The organism is Psychrobacter sp. SHUES1, assembly GCF_001652315.1.
GTDB classification, from domain to species: Bacteria; Pseudomonadota; Gammaproteobacteria; order Pseudomonadales; family Moraxellaceae; genus Psychrobacter; species Psychrobacter faecalis.
The window spans coordinates 25,843-44,816 of record NZ_LXWA01000034.1 but is presented as its reverse complement, the minus strand read 5'-3'; the positions used below and the strand labels follow the sequence as shown (position 1 = coordinate 44,816).

General features: G+C 41.9%; 9 protein-coding genes. 5 read left to right on the top strand and 4 right to left on the bottom strand.

All coding sequences use genetic code 11. The annotated features are described in order from the left end of the window. Positions 1 to 398: 398 nt before the first annotated feature. The 4 genes from cdiI to A7325_RS03850 all read right to left on the bottom strand — a co-directional run bounded on the left by cdiI (position 399) and on the right by A7325_RS03850 (position 15,441). Positions 399 to 824, bottom strand: coding sequence for a ribonuclease toxin immunity protein CdiI (cdiI, locus tag A7325_RS03865; RefSeq protein WP_068404817.1), 426 nt, complete (start codon positions 822 to 824; stop codon positions 399 to 401). Continuing rightward, a complete protein-coding gene (locus A7325_RS03860) occupies positions 808 to 12,147 on the bottom strand; it encodes a hemagglutinin repeat-containing protein (protein ID WP_068404815.1) in 11,340 nt (3,779 codons plus the stop codon). The genes cdiI and A7325_RS03860 overlap by 17 nt, the downstream gene beginning before the upstream one ends. A gap of 115 nt (positions 12,148 to 12,262) precedes the next feature. After that, on the bottom strand, positions 12,263 to 14,053 hold the full coding sequence (locus A7325_RS03855; protein WP_068404813.1) for a ShlB/FhaC/HecB family hemolysin secretion/activation protein: 1,791 nt from the start codon (positions 14,051 to 14,053) through the stop codon (positions 12,263 to 12,265). A gap of 530 nt (positions 14,054 to 14,583) precedes the next feature. After that, entirely contained in the window at positions 14,584 to 15,441 is an 858-nt protein-coding gene (locus A7325_RS03850) for a hypothetical protein (RefSeq protein WP_068404812.1), read from the bottom strand. Positions 15,442 to 15,684: 243 nt separating this feature from the next. Here A7325_RS03850 and A7325_RS03845 point away from each other — a divergent pair, with 243 nt between their 5' ends. The 5 genes from A7325_RS03845 to A7325_RS03825 all read left to right on the top strand — a co-directional run bounded on the left by A7325_RS03845 (position 15,685) and on the right by A7325_RS03825 (position 18,947). Continuing rightward, the gene (locus A7325_RS03845; protein ID WP_068404810.1) at positions 15,685 to 16,035 is read left to right on the top strand and encodes an IS630 transposase-related protein; all 351 of its coding nucleotides are present in this window, start codon (positions 15,685 to 15,687) and stop codon (positions 16,033 to 16,035) included. Then, positions 16,010 to 16,534, top strand: coding sequence for an IS630 family transposase (locus A7325_RS03840; protein ID WP_156508492.1), 525 nt, complete (start codon positions 16,010 to 16,012; stop codon positions 16,532 to 16,534). The genes A7325_RS03845 and A7325_RS03840 overlap by 26 nt, the downstream gene beginning before the upstream one ends. 99 nt (positions 16,535 to 16,633) lie before the next feature. Beyond that, on the top strand, positions 16,634 to 17,185 hold the full coding sequence (locus A7325_RS03835; protein WP_068404806.1) for a hypothetical protein: 552 nt from the start codon (positions 16,634 to 16,636) through the stop codon (positions 17,183 to 17,185). Between the two features lie 195 nt (positions 17,186 to 17,380). Further along, on the top strand, positions 17,381 to 17,692 hold the full coding sequence (locus A7325_RS03830; protein WP_156508491.1) for a hypothetical protein: 312 nt from the start codon (positions 17,381 to 17,383) through the stop codon (positions 17,690 to 17,692). A gap of 43 nt (positions 17,693 to 17,735) precedes the next feature. Further along, positions 17,736 to 18,947, top strand: a complete 1,212-nt coding sequence (locus A7325_RS03825) for an IS256 family transposase (protein ID WP_068404802.1) — start codon at positions 17,736 to 17,738, stop codon at positions 18,945 to 18,947. The last annotated feature ends 27 nt before the right edge of the window (positions 18,948 to 18,974 follow it).

Here is an 18,974-nt window from a genome sequence, read left to right as displayed (position 1 = left end):
CTATTATCAGTCAGTGAGACCACACCGTTTTAATGACTATTTAACACCGCTAGAAAAAGAGAAACGCTACTTTAACAAAAACCTCTTATCAGGTGTCCTAAATTAGTTGACCACTATATAATCGCGCCACCAACAAGATCAGTTTTACCTTCTACAACGAGGTCTATACCACCGTCTCCAGTAAAGAGTCCTGACTGTTCCCTAACGGCTTTATAGTCAGCATCAACGTTAGTCTTGCCACCATTGACCGAAAGACTTGAGTCTGCACCCTCTAAAGCAACATCAAGGGTAAAGCCTGCATTCTTCTGATTGCTGTCATAAGTGGAGGTGCTTTAGTTTGAGTTAAAAAAAGCTACGGTATACTAAGTATCGTAGCTTTTGGTCTAAGTAAGTTATAGCTAAGGCTTTAAAGGCTTCCAGTTATCAATTATTTCTGTTAAAAATCCTTTGTACTCGGGATGAATTTCTAGAAAACGTTCACAAGCTTTTTTTGCATAATTAAAGCTGACTTTTTCTGGTACATAGACTTTCATATCTGGGTTATCAAACCCTATTTCGAAACAAACTCCTTCAAATACATCATCAGGATAAGGGCTACTCAAGTCAGGATAATACCACCAACATCCTTCTACACCTGCAGAATCATACTCTACTAATACATTGTGAATAGATTCTAGAAAAGCTCCGCTTTTGTATAATGTACTGAAGCATTCCTTAATGACTGCGCTCTCGCCCTCTTCAGGACACGACAGTAAATCATAAAAGAAGTAATAATTATTTGAGTCTTCAGGGAAATAAGAAAAATTACTACTGGGGATGAACATTATTAATTGCTCCTGTTTTTTGATCTATATATACGTGGAATTTTACTCCATTAATAGTTTCATCATACTGTCTTTTACCTAACCTGATTGCTTCATTATAGCCTTTTGCGGCGGCTTCTAGACCCATTTCTAATACTTCAGAATCTGAAAACTTTATTGGATCGTAAACTGTTTTAGGAGAACTTATACTTTTCCATCCATCAGGATTACCAGCTCTGTCTAATTTTGGTATCTCGTATCTAATAGATACGATACCATCAATGCCTGTAGGAGTTTCCGATGCAATTCTTCCGCCTTGTTTTTTTAGTTCTGCTTCAAATCTAGCTCTATTATGACCACCTTTTATACCTTTTGAACGAGAAAATCCATCTACGTTTGCTAAATGATATTTAAGATTAGCATTGACACTTAAGCCTTTTAAGTCTTTTAATAATTGATCTCTTGCTTTTTTTTGAGCTAATGTTTTAGCAGCTGATAATCCAACAGTACTCAAAGCCTTAAGCTCATTTAAAGGAATGTAATACTGCTCAGGAAATAACGGTGTTATTCTGTCACCGCGAGTAGCAACATCAATCATCTGTTTGTCTAGCCCTACAACTAGGTCATTATACTTTTTACCTTTATTCCTATTACCTTGATAGCTTCCTCCATAGGTTCCATAAATACTATCATCATTATAGTAACCACTGTCATCAAACATTTTAATATCTTTGTCTTGTTTAGATGAACTATTCTTATCTTTTGGTAATACCTTATTACCATAAGTAGCTTTTAAATTTTGATAGACCTGTTCAGCAACAACTATATCACCTTCAATTATATCTGCGAAAGCTTTTCCATTAGGACCATGTTTCGGCCCTCCTTCTAAGTTTTCAGTCAACCAATCTAGTTTACCTTTCCCTTCTGCATCTAAATGTGAGTATGTAACTCCATACAGCATAGATTCCCAGTATTCAACACTTCTACCATACTTTTTATAAAGATCCTGAGCCGACTTATTCAAAAGTGTCATTTCACTGAAATGCAACTGTCTATTATTCGCATCGACATTAGTAGCGGTTACTGTACTTGAAGTATCAAGTCCTGCTGCTGCACCAGTACCTAGTAGCGTTAAACTAATCACACCGCTGGCTGTCCCTTTAGCAATATCTTCACTCATACCGCTTGCAATCAATGACTCTGCTATCTTCTCTTGTACCTCATTAAGCGTAGGTGCAGCGGCAGCAACGCCACCTGTCGTGAATGCACCCTCAACACTACCCGTACCTAATGCGCCAAGCGCTGTGTGAGCCGCTACTCGGTAGATTCCGCCTTCATCCCACTTTTTTATAGCTTCTAATTTCTCATCAAGGCTAAGAGTAGGATCAGCTTTGATAGCATTAATACGGCTTTGTGAGAACTCAGCTACTGCTTTCGGGGCTTCCTTACCAAACTCTTGAGTAATCTGCGCCTGCGCCCCAAGCTCTTCATTCACTCGATTGGCATCAAACACATTTTCAAGCGCACCTGCATATTCGGCTTGGTTGTCAGTAGTGATACCACTATTACCTGCAATACCTGTGATGCCCGCTTTCGTGATACTACCATCACTATCGCTATCAGTACCATAGCCTAAACCGTTAGTGTTGCCTTGTGGCTTTCTATCGGTCATACCGAGACTGACGCCAACTTGTATCGCGTCTCCCTCATAGCTGCTAGTATTTACTATATCTTGAGTCGTGATACCGCCTTTACTCACGTATTTGTTACGTCCAGCAGCTACTGCCGCATCGGTCGTGGTAATCGCGCCACCTATCAGCGTAGTTTTACCATCAACTTCTAGATCAAAGCCACCATCTCCTGTGAGTATTCCAGACTGTTCACCAACCGCTTTATAATCCGCATTGATATCAGTCTTACCACCATTAAGAGATAGACTAGAGCCTGCACCCTCCAAAGCAACATCTGCGGTGAAGCCGATGTTCTTCTGCTTGCTGTCATAAGTTGCAGTATCTTGTAACGATTCGATATTAACGTCGCCAAGGATTTGGCCTTGCGCTTTATTGGTGTTAATGACCCCGCCTTTGATGTTGACATCATTACCAATATCTAAAGTCGTGGTATTACCAACTTTAATGTTACTGTTGGCATAAGTCACTGAATCGCTGTTGGCATAGCCTTTAGCGCGACTGCCACTAGCGGTTATACCTACACCACTGCCTGTTGAGGCATAACCGCCGATAGCGGTATTTGAGCTTTTATTAGTGCTACGGGTATTACTGTTCTGTGCCACGCCACTGACGTTGAAGTTATTATCCGCTTGGAATAGGGCATTATTGGTGACGTTTAGATTACTACCGTTAATATTGATATTACTATCAGTACCTGCGCCGGTTGCGATAAGCGCTAGGTTATTAGTGTTAATATTTGAGCCTTGGTTGACCTCGTTATAGCTTGAGCTGTTGGATTGACTCTTTTGGCTGCCAATAGTAGCTTGGGCACGAGTATTACCCATGCCTTTTAGGTTGCCATCTAATAAATCATAACCAGCGCTATTGGCTTCTTTAGCAAGTGCTTTTACCTTGAAAGCGCCAGCGACACCTGCCATACCTTTCATGCGTACGCTGTCAGTGTTACCACCCGCATCCACAAGAGCGTTAATGCTTTTAGCACTGTCAACGAGACTGTTAGAGACCGATACGGTCATACCGCTTTGTTTAGATTTTTGCTCGCTCTGATTGGTGTAGACGTCCATGGCGTTGTCAATATTGATACTCTTAGCTCGAACGACGGTGTTGCCTCGATTGGGGTCTTTGAAGTCCTTATCACTGTCATCCCCCATTCCAGCGATCAAATTACTACCCGTTTGCTGATATTTGCCTCCTGCGGTGATAATGACGTTGCCGTCGATGGCACCGACATTGCTTGCGGTGTGGGTTAGTGCAGTGCTGGCATTGCTGTCATCGTTTTGCTGTTTGCCAATGGTAAAGCCCATGCCGCCATCAGCACTGAATAGGCCTGATTTCTTGGTTTGACTACTGCTGCTTTGGCTTGAGGTGTTCTTAGCGGCTAGGATGCTGATGTCTCTGCCTGCGGTAAGAGTAGTGCCTTTGTCACTAATGGCATTAGTGCCTGTGAGGCTGATGTTGTTACCCGCTTGGATGGTAACTTTATTACCTTCTAAGTTGCTGGTAATGGCATTATCGCTTTGTGAGTCAAAGCGCTCTTGGGTGATCTTTTTGCCTAAGAAGCCTTTGTCGGTAGATTTAGTGGCGGTGCTTAGGTTCTGAGTGTTACGACCCTCACTAAAGGTGATGTTATTGCCTGCAGTAATACCAACGGTGCCAGTATTGCTGCTGATTTGAGTGGCTGTGCCGGTGACATTATTACCCGCTTTAACAATGATGTCACTGCTACCCGTAAGGTTGCTGCCAACATCACGGGTTTCGCCTTCTTTGATGTAGTTATTAGCATCGCCAATACTATTAGTCTGGTAGCTAGTTTTGACAGCATCAAGAGCGACATTACCCTTAGTGTCAATAAAGCTGCTTCCGCCTTGATTATCTAAACGACCAGCGCTAAAGGTGGTGTTGCCGCCGACGTTGGCAACAAAGGTAGTTAAGGGGTTGCCACTCGCATCGACTTGACCTTTGAGGCCATCGCCGATATAGATGCTGGCGATTTGAGTGATGCCTGTACGGGTCCCATTGCTAGCGCCTTTAACGGCTTCAGTGCTATAAGTGAGGCTGTTATTATTGAGATCGCCTCCAATATCAAGTTGCATAGCACTGTTAGCGCTTAAGGTCGCACTGAGGTTGTTGAGATCGTTTTTAGTGCCGATTTGGACGAAGTTGCCTTTGATAAGGCCGCCGTTCTCATTGGTTAGGTTATTAGCATTGATTTTGAGGGTGTTATGACCGACGATGTTGCCTTGGTTGCTCAAATCTCCGGTTAGTTGCATGTTGATATTGTTGGCAGCGATTAAATTACCAGTGCCATCGATTTGACCTACCGCTTGGCGAGTATAGACTTTGGGTACCAATACCTTTTGACTAGTACCATCCGCTAAGGTGACCTCTTGCTGTACCAGCCATACCATGTCGGTAGTTAATTGAGCGACTTGATCAGCGCTCAAAGCAACTCCAGGACGCAGGTTTAGAGCTTGCGCTGTAGTAATGCCAGCATTCATAAGACCTTGATATTGAGAATCTTGATCACCGTAATTTCCTAAATAGTAGCGGCCTGTGAGCATCATGATCTGATCACGGATATACTGCTGCTCGTAGTAGCCATCGCCCAAACGCTTTTGAGTGATACTAGGATCAAGGCTGAGTCTATCGAGCATATAGTTTGACGAGAGCCAGTTTTTATAGTTGGCAAAGGCGGCATCGGACTCTACTAGATAATCCGCATTGCTATCAGGGTCGATACCGTAGAGACCACCATTAGGTAGAGTGACTTTATTGCCACTAGTTCTTATCTCTTCGCTGGCAAACTGATTAATTTGAGTGTTGATATTACCGATTAAGTCCTCAACTTGCGTCGCATTAATCGGCTTACCTTTATTTTGGGCAGCTATTAGATCTTGAATCTGTTGCTTTTGAGATTTAGTTAATTGGCTATTCTCAGCTTTAGCAAATTTATCTAATAAGTTCGCTGCGTCCGCCAGCTCAGTATTAGATACTTCAGTGTTGCCACTTTTGTTATCCGTAGTTTGACTATTTTGCGTAAGCGCCTGCAAAGCATTGGCTATAGACTTTAGCTCATTAACTTTAGGTGTACTAACACCGTAATCGATAACTTCTTTATTTATTTCTTGGTTTAGGATAAGTAGCTCATAAGTGTCTGTAATTATAGGCGCTGGACTATATTTTACAGGCCCCCCTATTTTATCACGGCTCTTTTTACTACCAAGGGCGTGAGAGCGGACTTCTAACAACTGATAGCTACCATCGCGAGCGCTAACTTCGTTACCGATTAAGTCCTCTTTGTTCTCATTAATTAACTCTTTGCCATAAATCTTTTTATTTTCACCAGATAAAATAATACTCTTCTCATTAGTAAAAGTATTACCTGCTAAATACATATCACTACCGGATATAATTCTGGAAGCATCGGAGGCGACTACTCTATCTTTAGATATCGTTTCCGTATAATTATAATCGTTATAGTCTTCACCTAGTTCCTCACCTGTTTCTTTAACATAGTAATCCCAACTGGATCCACGCAACTCGCTTGGATCAAACAATCGACCTTGTTTATCGTTTTTAAAGCGCCATTTATTAACATGTTTTTCAGAGACGATCTCAGTGGTTTTTCTAAAGTCTGCATTAACGTTATTAAGCGTATTAGCGCTGATAGCCATATCGCCTGCTGACTCAATAGAAGCGCCTTTATTAGTTACTGTATTAGCACGACCTATAGCTTGATGATTACTATCTAAACGACCGCCGATATGCATCTCGCCATTACTGATAATCTGCGCTTGACCATTGAAGTCCTCATTAAAGATACCGCTACGTGCCTGATTAGGATTATTATTGAGAGTGTTAACACCAATATCTAAACGGCGACGAGCTGCGATAACAGGAGCAGAGTCTGAGGTAACTTTGTAATATTTAAAGTTATTATTTGCCATTATCTGTTGATATTTACTAGGATCACTTGTTTCTAACTTGGCCAGTTCATCTAAGTAGGTTTGAGACATCCAAACTTGTTCTTTTGATGCGGCATCATAAATCTCTACCAAACACCCAGGACCTGCCTTGCAGTTATCAACCTGTGTTTTAGTAAAGACATCAGGGGTGTTATTTAGCGTTGTCGCCTTTATAGCGACGTGATCGCCATAGATACGCCCATTACTATAGTTATTGACGGTACTAACTGCATCCAGATAGCTATTGACCCCATTGATCAAACCACGATTGTCAATGTTAGCTGAGGCGTTGAGCGCCGTAGTGCCATTACTAGTGATCTCAGCGCCCTTTAGGTTATCGATGTTATTAGCACTAACCGTAAGAGCATTTTGTGCGGATAGTTTCCCACTATTAGTGAAATTGCCTTGAGTCGTCAATTTTAGATCAGCAGCGTTGATGGTATCGCTTGAGCCGTAGTAAACACTATCATAGACATTGATATTGGCTTGATCCACCGCACTAATCGTACCGCCTGCATTGCTATAGCCTCTAGCGGTGATACTCAGATCTTTATTGGCGTTGATTAGCCCTTGGCTGTTAGCAACGACTAGACCGCGCCCTGCTGTATTGCTATCGCTAATGACAATATCTTGACTATTGATGGTACCTGACTGGTTATTAAGCTGATTGCTAGCTTTGATAGTGATTTTATCATTGGCTAGCAGCTGTCCGCCCGTGTTGCTGATTGTAGAGGCGTTAATAGCTAGGGCATTACCAGCTAAGATGCCTTGGCTTTTTTCAGAATTTGCCGATTGCTTCGTACTTTGATTACTCAAAGTACCCGTGGTTAACGTTAAATCTGTGGCGGCTTGAATGAGACTGTCTACGCCATTGTTATTAATACGGCCACTGCTGGCATCACCTATGATTAGATCAACTTTGTTAGCTCCAATCTGACCGCCTTGGTTATCTAGAACAGCATTACCAGTCGCCTTGATAGTCAGCTGCTTAGTGGCTTGCAATTGACCTTGTTTATTGCCCACATTGCCTGAGCTATCAATGGTTAGATTATTAGCAGCGATAAGTCCAGATAGATTGTTCAAGCTACCACTAGTGATAGCCACATCACCATTAGTAATGATACCGAGCTGTTTGTCTGAATTAGCAGGGGTGTTAGTATTTTTATTACTAAGCGGCCCTTTACTTTTAACTAACAGCACTTCATCAGTGCCACTTTGTATAATCAGACCACTGTCGTTATTGATACCTTGCTGACTGAGTAAATCAATAGCAGCTGCAGACAAAGTACCCGTTTGATTATTGAGATCGCCACCCGTGGTGACTTTTAAGGTTTTAGTCGTTGCAATAAGACCTTGGTTGTTCAAAGACTGCTTAGTATCAATAGTCGTATCAGTAGCCGCTTGCAGACGTCCTAAAGAAGCATTGTTGACAGTAGTCGCACTGATCGTGAGATCTTTATTAACTGAGGCAATCTGCGCGTCATTCTTGAGAGTACCTCCATTGATACCCATAGACTCATTACTGGCTATAACCGCATCGCTGCTATTATTTAGACTATCATCCGCTGTGATGGTTGCAGTGCCTTGTGCCATTACAGTCGCTTTATCACTATTGCTTAATTGCTTAGACTCAATAGTGAGGTTTTGACCGCTTTGAATATAAGCTTTTTCGCCTTGATTAATAATATCTGTCGCAACTAGCTGAAGATCACCGCTTTGACTGACCAGTTGACCATTTAAATTAGTAAGTTTGCCCGCAGCGACTTGTAGCGACTTAGCTTGAACGGCTCCCTCAGTACTATCAAAGTCTTTATTAACCGTTGCCGTCATTTTGCCATTACTAATGAGCTTACCTTGCAGATTTAATAGAGAATCAACAATGATAGTAGCGCCACTGTTAGCACTAGTATTGACATTAGCACTATGGACTATTGACCCTTGAGTATTGTTAAGCTGTCCTTGAGTGTTGATAGTCAAACTTTCCGCTTTACCACCGATATATCCGGATTGATTATTGATATCGCCTTTGGTTACTAGCGTAAAGGCTTGATTGCCGGTCTGGTTGATCGTCCCTGCTATATTTGACAGCTCGCTGATCTGCCAATCAAACTGTCCTGCTTGTAGCACGCCGCTATCGTTAGATAAGCGGCCAGTGGCGTTTAGCGTTGCCAGATCTGCGACACTAGTATTGGCTTTATTTAAGTTAATATCACCAGCGGTAGCCCTTAGCAGTAGATTACGGCTTTGATTACGACTGCCTATTAAGTCAAGATCACTACCTGTCAAGCTAACACCACCCGTAGCAATGTTAGTACCTGCATTGGTTTGCTGTCCGCGACTAGTAACGGTCAAGTTAGCGTTACCACCAAGCTCGCCATTAGCACTGAGTCCTGCGATCAGCTGACCTTCTTTACTTTGATTTAGGCTACCAGTATTGATAGTGCTATCACCTAAAGCGGCAATACTGCCTGAATTACTAAGCTTGTTTTGATTAGCTATCGTGATGTCTTTGGCATAGAGACTGCCACTATTGATGAGACTGTTTGAATTGACTTGTAGGCTTTGGCTTGACGATATTTGAGCTTTATCATTTTGTAAGTTACCTGCATTGATAATGAGGCTGCCGGTATTACTAGTAATAGCGCCCTTATCAGTTTGCTCAGTACTGCTAGTATTATTGATTGTGCCGCTAACGTTGAGCTGACTATCCTTAGTTTGAGTAGATACCTTTTCCTTACTGGCTACTGCTAGAATTCGACCATCGATATTATCTAAATCACTGGCGGTAATATCGAAGCGCTGAGCTTGTATCACTCCATTTTGGTTATCGATGTTAGTCGCCACTTGCCAAGTCTGATCCCCTAAACTGAGCACTTGGCCTTTATCGTTAATCACTTTATTAGCAGTTATAGATAGACTAGGGTTAGCCTGCGCCGCCTGCATAATCGCGCCACTGCTATTATCTAAAGTACTAGTCGTTATAGCGACAGTACTGGCGTTACTCGCGATGCGACCACGAGTATTATCAATACCTTCTGCTAGACTTAGCATTAAGTTTTGATTGCCGGTTTGCGCGATTTTACCGTCAGTATTATCTAAACTCTTGGCTATAATATCGAGATTTTGCGCTGATATCTCACTGCTTTGATTGTTCAGATTGCCTTGAGCGCTATCAAGGGTCAAATTCTCTTTTGCCACTATCGTCGCTTTTTGATTGCTGATGTCACCAGTAGCCCTCATAGTGATATTACGAGCTTGCGTGACACTGTCATCTAAACTCACACTACTACCGCTGATAGTCATATCACCAGTAGCCATTTGCTTGCCTTGACTGACTACCTTATCTTTAGCCGTCACTGTCAGAGCAGCACTACCACCCTCAATTAAACTACCATCCGTTTGCATACCGGCAACTAGACTACCAGATGCCGTTTGCGTGATGGTGCTTGCGTTAATAGTAGTATTGGCTTGACTACCGATAAGGCCACTGTTTTGTAGATCATTATTAAGGGTAATTTGGTTACCCGTTTGTCCGTATATCTGACCGCTGTTAGTTAGACGATTCGCCACAATATCTAGCTGCTGCTGAGCACTAAAGCTACCTTGATCGTTAGTGACATCCTTAGCCTTGACAGTTAGTTTACCTTCACTACTAGTACGACCTTTAGTGTTAATAAGGTTGCCGTTAGCATCAATAGATAGATTGCCTTTGCTACTTATTATCCCTTGCGTATTATCAAGCTCACTACTATTAGTCGTTAGATTGCCATTACTCTGAATCACCCCTTGAGTGTTGTTTAGCTGGTTACCTGCATTAAGGGTAATATCGCCCATAGCCGCGATAGTCCCTTGGCTATTATTGATCTGATCCGATGAGCGAATGTTAATGTCTTTGGTCGCGGTAATTTGACCTTTATTATTATCAAAGTTTGCCAGTTGCCAATTGATTTGATCGAGTTGCAAACGACTGTCAGCGTTAGTGACTTGACCATTACCTGCAATATTTATACGATCTACGGCTAAGCTTGATTTGCCTTGGTTGACTGCGCTTAGCGCATCAATGTTAATCTTCCCATTAGTGTAGAGGCTGCCCGTATTGGTAAAATTACTGACACTTATATTACCATCACGAGTGATAGCAGGTAGGGGCGCAAGGTTCGGCGTGGACGCTTCAATATCATTACCTCCTTGCACACTGCTACCATTAGCGGCGCTAGTTGGTGGCTTAGTAGTAGGAGCAACCGTTGAGGGATTGCTGGCATTAGCATACAGATTTTGCCCGATAATGCCGCCTTGTTGATTAACCAAAGCGCTGGTATCAATTGCCAACTGACCACTGCCAGTTTGTAATAATTTACCGCTATTATTTAGAGCGTTAGCTTTTACATCGAAGCTACCCGTGGCGATCTCACCTGAGTTAGTGATATTACCTGTTTGCTGCAAGCTTAAAATATCACGGCTACTAATCACCCCGCTATTATCAAGCGAGCTGCTACTGAGCGCTGCCGCATCTCGACTGCTGGCGATAGTGCCCGAGTTATTGATAGTATTGCTACCAACATTGACAGCGACTTTACCTTGATTGGCAATCAGGCTGCCCGAGTTGATCAAATTACCATCATTGTCTAACTGTAAGCCACCAGAGCTTGCAATGATGCTACCCGCATTGGTCACGCCCATGCCTTTATCGGTACCAATCAGGCGGATTTTGCCCGCATACATGGCGCCAAGGGCTGAGACATCAAGCGCCACGCCTGTCGCTTGATTGCTACCAGTTGAACTTTTAGGCGTAATGGTTGATTCTGTACCATCGGCCTCATAGCTAATCTGATTATTACCAGTGATGACGTCCAAATTCTTAGCATAAACCGCACCATTAATCTGGGCGCTCTTGGCGAGTATTTGCGTGTAGTCTGAGCCGCTGGTATCTAAACCATCACCATCTATACGAACCTTACCACCTGTCACATCAAAGCCAGTGAGCTTGCCTTGATCCATCAACGCATTACCGGTGGTCAATGTTGTACGCGAGGCATTGATAAACCCGCAACCTGCGCAGGTAATACCAGCAGGATTGGCAATCACCAGCTCAGCTCGTCCGCCTGCAATTTCAGTGTAGCCACTTAAACGACTTGGATCACTTGAATTAACCTCATTTAAAATAACACGGGCTTCACCGCGAGCCAGATACGGATTACCTTCAACCCAACCAGCAAGCTGCGTCTGAGCATTGGTGCGACTGTTATTTATAATAGCGCCATCAGTACCGACATCAAATTGACTAAAAACGTTACGTGAGACGCCAGCCGCGCTTGGGGCTTGAATATTCACTTGAGTGGTGCCGTTCGAAGACTTCAATATGGTTGCTTGCTGATTGGCCGCCGCATTACGATCAGCGACAATACTCGTGGCATCAGCATAAGCGCTATTACTGATACTGACGCTGCTAGCAACGATGGTGGCAAGCCCTAACGCCAATAATACATGTGAGCGCAGCGCTACAAGCTGGCCGCCTTGATAGGTGCTATTTGTTTGAGCAGCCGTTTGCGAAGCGCCTGCTACTTGGCTTATTTTACTACCGCCATTAGCAGGATTGCCTGTTTTGCCTTGAGAGCGGGCTGATTCCGACACCACCATAAGCATTCCACGGGCTTTGTTAAAGATAACTCGGTAGCACTGTGCGTTCATGGTGATGTCCTTTAAGATATAGGGTTATAACAAATATCGGATAGTTTTAAAGCTAATGTGTTTTAAGAAACTCTTATTTATAAATAAGACGAGTTAGTGATTTGACTGATAGCAACTAATACTGCCAACCCAAGCTAAAGCCTGTCACCCACTCTTTATCACTAAAGTTATCTGGCTGAGCTAATGGGTAGCCAGCAAATAAGTCATAGCTGGTTCTAATCGGCGTGACGTAGCCTTTGACACCAACGACCCCGCCAACCAGATGATTACCAAGCAGTAGATCATCTTGCGCAGCATTGTCGAGCTTCACATAACCGGCATCAATACCTGCATAAACCGCATGCGGCTTATCTCCTATATAAGCACTGAGCTCTTGTCTTAATAAAGCACCATGATCGCCACTTAAGCTACGCTCACCATCAAAGCCTCGTACACTATAGCGACCACCAATGCTAAAGCGCTCATTGGATGTCAATGCCTCTGTCGCATATTGTCCTTTAAACGCTGCGTGATAATTGAGCGCTTTATCAGCAAGCTTGATAGGTTGATTGATATCAATGTTGGTTTTGATGATACCGGCACGCGCACTGCCTTCATTAAACAAAGCTTCAGGCGGACTGATGGCATTAAAGGCAGCGGTACCACGCTGATAGATCACATCGCCTATCCATTGGGTTTTACCAATGATGGTCTCGTAACCAATACCTGCTTTATACCCTGCCGTGCGGCGACGCTGCACTTCAACTTCAGTATCATCAATATAGTTGTTTTGCTGCTTGGCATAACCGCCCGCTTTTAGGTAGGTTTTACTGTGATTGTCACGGTGGACCAAGTGGCTGACTAACGCTTCCGTATTATAAGACTCACCGCTGTAGACATAATCTTGATTGGCACCGGCAACCGTCTGATCATAGTTGTAACCGCTGTGCGTGAGTGTCAGTTGGGTATTATCAATGGGCAATACATACCCTACGTTATAGCCCCAACTGCCATCATTCTTGTCATTACCGCCATCAAGATCATGGTTATAAGACAGATATAATAAATCGTTATGCCAAGTCGGGTTGTCTAGTGACAAAGTAACGTTACCTTGATAGATACCCGTGCTCTTTTGTCCTGAATCATCAACAGAGGCCGATAAGCGCCAGCGCTTATCTTGCTGCCACTTGACTGCAATATCACTATAGCCCGGCGTGCTCATACGGCTACTTGGCGCAATGGAGAAGTCTGCATCGGCCGTAGGCACACGCTTAAAGTTCTCAAGCGCTTGTTCAATATCACGAACGTTTAATAAATCACCGGAGCGCATTGGCATGGCAGGTGCGAAGTTGGCAGGGTTGCCACTGCCGTCAGTATAGATAGGACGGGACGCTTTAATGTCAGTGGCGACAATCTGATCAATACGACCCGGAATGAGGGTTAAATATAAATTACCAGATTTAAGGTTTTGATTTTGTACCAGTACGCGAGTGGTCACGTAGCCTTCTTCTATAATAAGGTTTTGAACGTTGGTGACTAGTCTGTTGATATCATTGACGGATAAACAGCTGCCAAGTAAGGAGGACTTACCCATCGTATAGGGCGTCAGTGCAAAGCTGAATTGCTCGCTCAGCTCGCCGGTTAGATAAATGTGATTGATATCGAAGCAGGGAAGAGAGGCTTGGTCAGCACTCTGAGAAGCAGGAGGTGTGATAGAGGCTGAAGGCGCACGTTTGAAGACGTTGGTATCGATCGTGACATTGGGATTAACCAGCTGTTGCTGCTTTAAGGCTTCGCTACGCTGCTCTTGGTATTGCTCAGGCGTGATAGCCTGAGCGGCCATGCTCATCAAAATACTTGTCACACTGATCGATAAAAACCGCCACCCATGTCCTGCTCTGTTCTGACCAAAAATACTTGTATACATAAGTCCACCATTTTTATAGTGGCAAAATTATGCTATTGATAGCAGCTCATTGCAAGCTTTTTTTTCATTGTCTGTTAATATCTACTTCATTGTTTTTAATATACTTTTAAGTGCTTACTTTGTATTAAATGAATACTTCTTTATGAGAATAAGCTTATTTATACAAAGCTTGTTTAGTTATGTAGTTGTACTCTCAATAATATGTTTTAGCTTAAGTTATGATAAAAACTAATAGCATTAGTTGAGAAGTTCAGTGAATAGATGTCAGTGACATGTTATCTTGAGGTAGACACACAAAGAACGCTGTTAATATTACTCAAAAAGCGTGTCTGTATAATGGGCGGACTTTATAATACTGGTTAAATAGTTTTGGCACTATATCTGTTATTTTACTGTGCGTTATATTTAGCGGATTCTTTTATTTACCATAACGTCTGTTATGGGAACAAAGCTCAACTTGCCTGATAAGCGAAGTTTAAGGGATCAACTAGAATACCCCTATAGGGGTATTAACCAAGCTAGGAATGCCGTTAAAAGTCTTCAGCATATTGTAAAAAGTCGAATTCTCCAGCCTGTCTTGACAGTAAGTGAGCAGCATAATGATCAATTGCTTCTGCTGGTTTCATTAGCTTTTGGATACTATAGATATCCTGATCTTGTATCAAATATATATCTTTTTGGATATGGTTAGTGACAGAAAATATCTGGAAATTCTTCTGTTGTTCTAGACCATTAAATCTAGTGTCAAGTAAGGCGTGTAGCTGAAAGTGTGTATCATGTTTTTCATCGCCTTCATACCCATATTCCACCAAAAAAGGTTGATCAAACTTTTCCTCTAAAAATACCACCTTCTTATGAGCTTGTTTATTTTTACCTTCAATATCTGGGCAAATTGATCCAATAGGCGGATTGTTACTCGATGGCAAACCGCTTGGAGCTAATGGTCCATAAACAGCGTTCTCAGGGATATACCAACCAGCACTACGCCATAGCCACGACTGAATAATCTCTAGGGGTAAGTTAAACTCATTTTCCTGAGCATCATCAGCAATATAAGGCGTATACCGCAGATAAATAATAATGCCATTTATATTAATACCAAATGCTGTAATATCTGAAACTATCTCTGGAATGGTTGTTCGTCGAATGGCATAGAAAAAGTCTTCTTTAATCTCAGACAAGACCTTATAAGTCTCAGGTTGAGTGTCTTTAAAGTGCGTAAAAAAATACTCGTTAAAACTTTGGTCTTTAGGTTTGGCATATTTAAAATTCAACGCATCAAATTCAATATCAGTTTCATCTCTATCTTTAATATATACATCTTCAATGGTTACTTGATTTAAGTCGTAATAAATCTCATCAAACCTATCTAAAACATGGATATTCATTTTATTTGCCTTATTAAGCTTTCACAGCTGGGCTAGTTTTTTATTGTAAAATCTAAGCTTATTGCATCAGTTAAGTGATACTACCTCATTAAATGGGTTCGGTTCCCTATTGAGGACTTAAACCCTAAGCTGTGGGCTAATTTTATCAAGGATTTTGGTTACTTTATTCATTGTAGTGTATAGTCAATCCCACCTAAAAGTGTTATAAACTAACTATCAAATTCAATTGTTATTATAAAGACCATGACTTACTCACTAGATTTTCGCAAACAGGTACTAAAAAGCTTAGACGAGGGTATGACCTTTGCCGAGGCGGCTGAGTTTTATAATCTGAGCCCAACCACCATACAGAACTGGAAGCGGCGTGTTCATAGTAAAACAACCAGGCAAACCAAGCCCTATAAAATACCAGATGATGTGCTACTTAATGATGTCAAAGAGTATCCCGATGATTACCAGTATGAGCGAGCTCGTCGTCTAAACTGTAGTAAAACAGGCATTCATCATGCCCTAAAGCGTCTAGGCATCAGTCAAAAAAAAGACTTTAGAACATCCAAAAGCCTGTCCGATCAAAAGAGCGATATACCACAGTAAGCTTAATAGCTTTAGGCAGCAAGGCTATCCCATCGTTTATATGGACGAAAGCGGTTTTGAGCACGAGACCATTCGCTCTCATGGTTATGCACCGATTGGTAAGCCTTGTATCGATAGCTACAACTGGCAAGGTAAAAAGCGAACCAACGTTATCGGTGCTCTATATGAAAAGATGCTGTTTGCCCTAGATTACTTTAAGCACAACATCAACAGCCGCATATTCTACGAATGGTGCAAACACAAGCTGATCCCAAGTCTTAAAACCAAATGCGTGATTGTGATGGATAATGCCAGATTTCATAAGAGTAAGCGTATTCAAAAGCTACTGAATAGACATGGTCATCGTATTTTATGGCTGCCACCGTACAGCCCTGATCTGAATCCCATTGAAAAGAAATGGGCTCAGGTGAAGTTTCTACGCCAAGGTTGGATGGAAAACGACTTATCCAAATTGTTTTATGATGTTTGTCCTAACCATAACAATTTTATTTTGAACTGACTATACTTCACAGTGTACATATTGAGATGCTTAATGTGATTTGATCATCTCACTCTAGAGTAGGTAATTGATTAACCAAAATAGCGGAAGGCTTAAAATATGAAAAAATTTATACCTCATTTAAATGCTGATATTATCCCATTAAAAAGTGCCGCAGGCATTGATATTGGATTAAGCTTTGATGAGTTTCTTAAACATGCACCACATAAGCTGGTTGATAATGAGGAATATAACAAGCCATCAAATACTAAAGGCTTATGGTATGTCATACATCACAAAGGTACTAATAGCTTAGGAAAAGAGTTTGATGCTTATGCCTGTCGCTGGAATAATGATGTTGTTTTACAGTTTGATGGAAAACCTACAAAAATTCTTTACGGAATCATAGTTTCAGGCAATTATCAAGGTTCGCTATTTAATGAATTGAGAATTAATGACAGATTAGACAAATTATCTAGTCAGTACAATTTAGGATTTTATGCGGATGGTCATTTTTTAATAGATAAAGAAGATGCAGATATTTATGTACCAATTGAAATTGGTACAGATTATTTAGCCAGCTATGAAGATGTACCTAATCAAATTATTCGATTATTTTATGTGATAATGCATTTTGAAGAACAGATAAAGCATGGTATTACTTGGGATTAATTACACACCTTAATCGGACGGGCAATTTCAATGCCTAAAACTTTCTGACGATTGAACTGATTTTGTAATAACTATAGTTCGGTGCGCTATACAGGCTTCGAACTGCTAGTATTGTATGTATATTAATAACTACGAAATCGTTAGCAGAGATCAAAACAGTTAATGGGCAATTCAATGATAAAGATAGAACCAGTAATGGACGCAGATATTGTTCCAGGTATTCAGGCTGCTGGTATAAAGTTAGGAATAAGTTTTGACTACTTTAAAAAAAGCACAGAACATATTTATAAACCTACGAAGGAAGAATGTGATGTGCTATCAACTCATAATTTATGGTTTTTTTTCCATAGAGATGAGATGACTATAGGTGGTATACATATAAATGAGATTTATTGCTACTGGGATAATAATATAGTTTTAGAGTTCAGTGGAGATGAGTCCATATTAACTGGCATACATGTAATGAGCAAATATTCAGGGTATTTGTTAAAAAAGGGAGTTTCCTAAAAACTGTGTAACTGCTTATAATCCACTAACCGGAGAATAAGCAATGACTACTCAATCTGACATTAAAAAGCTGGCCGAGCAAATGGCTGGTAGCATGAAAAGCTTCGATGACATCAAAGACTTCCAAAAGCAGCTCATGCAATCCTTTATCGATACTGCCCTTGAAGCTGAGATGGAAGACCATCTCGGCTACCCCAAACATGAAAAGGCGGATAAACCTAATAAGCGTAATGGGCACACTAAAAAGACCGTCCGCAGTGACACAGGCGATCTTGAGATATCCACCCCAAGAGACCGTGATGGCAGCTTTGAACCTGCCTTAGTGCGTAAGCATCAAACCCGTATTAGTGGCCTTGATGATAAAATCATATTCCTTTACGCCAAGGGTCAAACCACCACTGAGATCGTAGAGAGTATTAAAGAGCTCTACGATGTCGACATCTCAAGCTCTCTTGTCTCAAGAGTCACCGATAATATATTAGAGGACATCACCGCTTGGCAGAACCGGCCGCTGAGCAGTGTTTATCCTATTGTCTATTTAGACTGTATTGTCGTCAAAGTACGTCAAGATAAGCAGATTATCAACAAGGCTATCTATCTGGCGCTAGGTGTTGCTCTTAACGGTAAAAAAGAGCTGCTTGGTATGTGGTTATCAGAGAATGAAGGCGCTAAGTTCTGGCTGGGTGTTCTCACTGAACTACAAAACCGCGGGGTACAAGATATCTTCATTGCCTGTGTCGACGGCTTAAAGGGCTTCCCTGATGCCATCAATACGGTTTATCCCAACGCTCAGGTTCAGCTGTGTATCGTGCATATGGTGCGTTACATGAAGTTTGTACCTTGGATAGATAAGAAGGCAATAGCGGCTGATTTAAAAGCCATCTACGGCGCTGATACGCTTGAGATAGCAGAGGCCAATCTTGAGCACTTTGATGAGGTGTGGGGCGAGAAATACCCGCACGTGGTTAAGTCTTGGCGCAATAACTGGGAGGGCTTAACGGTGTTCTTTAATTATCCTAAAGACATTAGAAAAGCGATTTATACTACTAATGCGATAGAGTCGCTAAACAGCGTGATTCGGACAGCAGTGAATAAGCGTAAGGTGTTCCCCTCTGATCAAGCTGCATTTAAAGTGGTGTACTTAGCCACCCAGCAGGCATCCAAAAAGTGGTCGATGCCCATTCGTAACTGGACGTCTGCTTTGAATCGCTTTATGATTATGTTTGATGATCGTATTAGTAAGCACTTAATCTAAATGGCAGTTACACAGAATTCGGGATAC

Bases quoted from the DNA above. Each gene is read 5' to 3' on its own strand.
- A7325_RS03860 (WP_068404815.1), bottom strand. From the start codon at position 12,147: ATGAACGCACAGTGCTACCGAGTTATCTTTAACAAAGCCCGTGGAATG.
- A7325_RS03825 (WP_068404802.1), top strand. From the start codon at position 17,736: ATGACTACTCAATCTGACATTAAAAAGCTGGCCGAGCAAATGGCTGGT.
- A7325_RS03855 (WP_068404813.1), bottom strand. From the start codon at position 14,053: ATGTATACAAGTATTTTTGGTCAGAACAGAGCAGGACATGGGTGGCGG.
- A7325_RS03830 (WP_156508491.1), top strand. From the start codon at position 17,381: ATGGACGCAGATATTGTTCCAGGTATTCAGGCTGCTGGTATAAAGTTA.
- A7325_RS03835 (WP_068404806.1), top strand. From the start codon at position 16,634: ATGAAAAAATTTATACCTCATTTAAATGCTGATATTATCCCATTAAAA.
- A7325_RS03850 (WP_068404812.1), bottom strand. From the start codon at position 15,441: ATGAATATCCATGTTTTAGATAGGTTTGATGAGATTTATTACGACTTA.
- A7325_RS03845 (WP_068404810.1), top strand. From the start codon at position 15,685: ATGACTTACTCACTAGATTTTCGCAAACAGGTACTAAAAAGCTTAGAC.
- cdiI (WP_068404817.1), bottom strand. From the start codon at position 824: ATGTTCATCCCCAGTAGTAATTTTTCTTATTTCCCTGAAGACTCAAAT.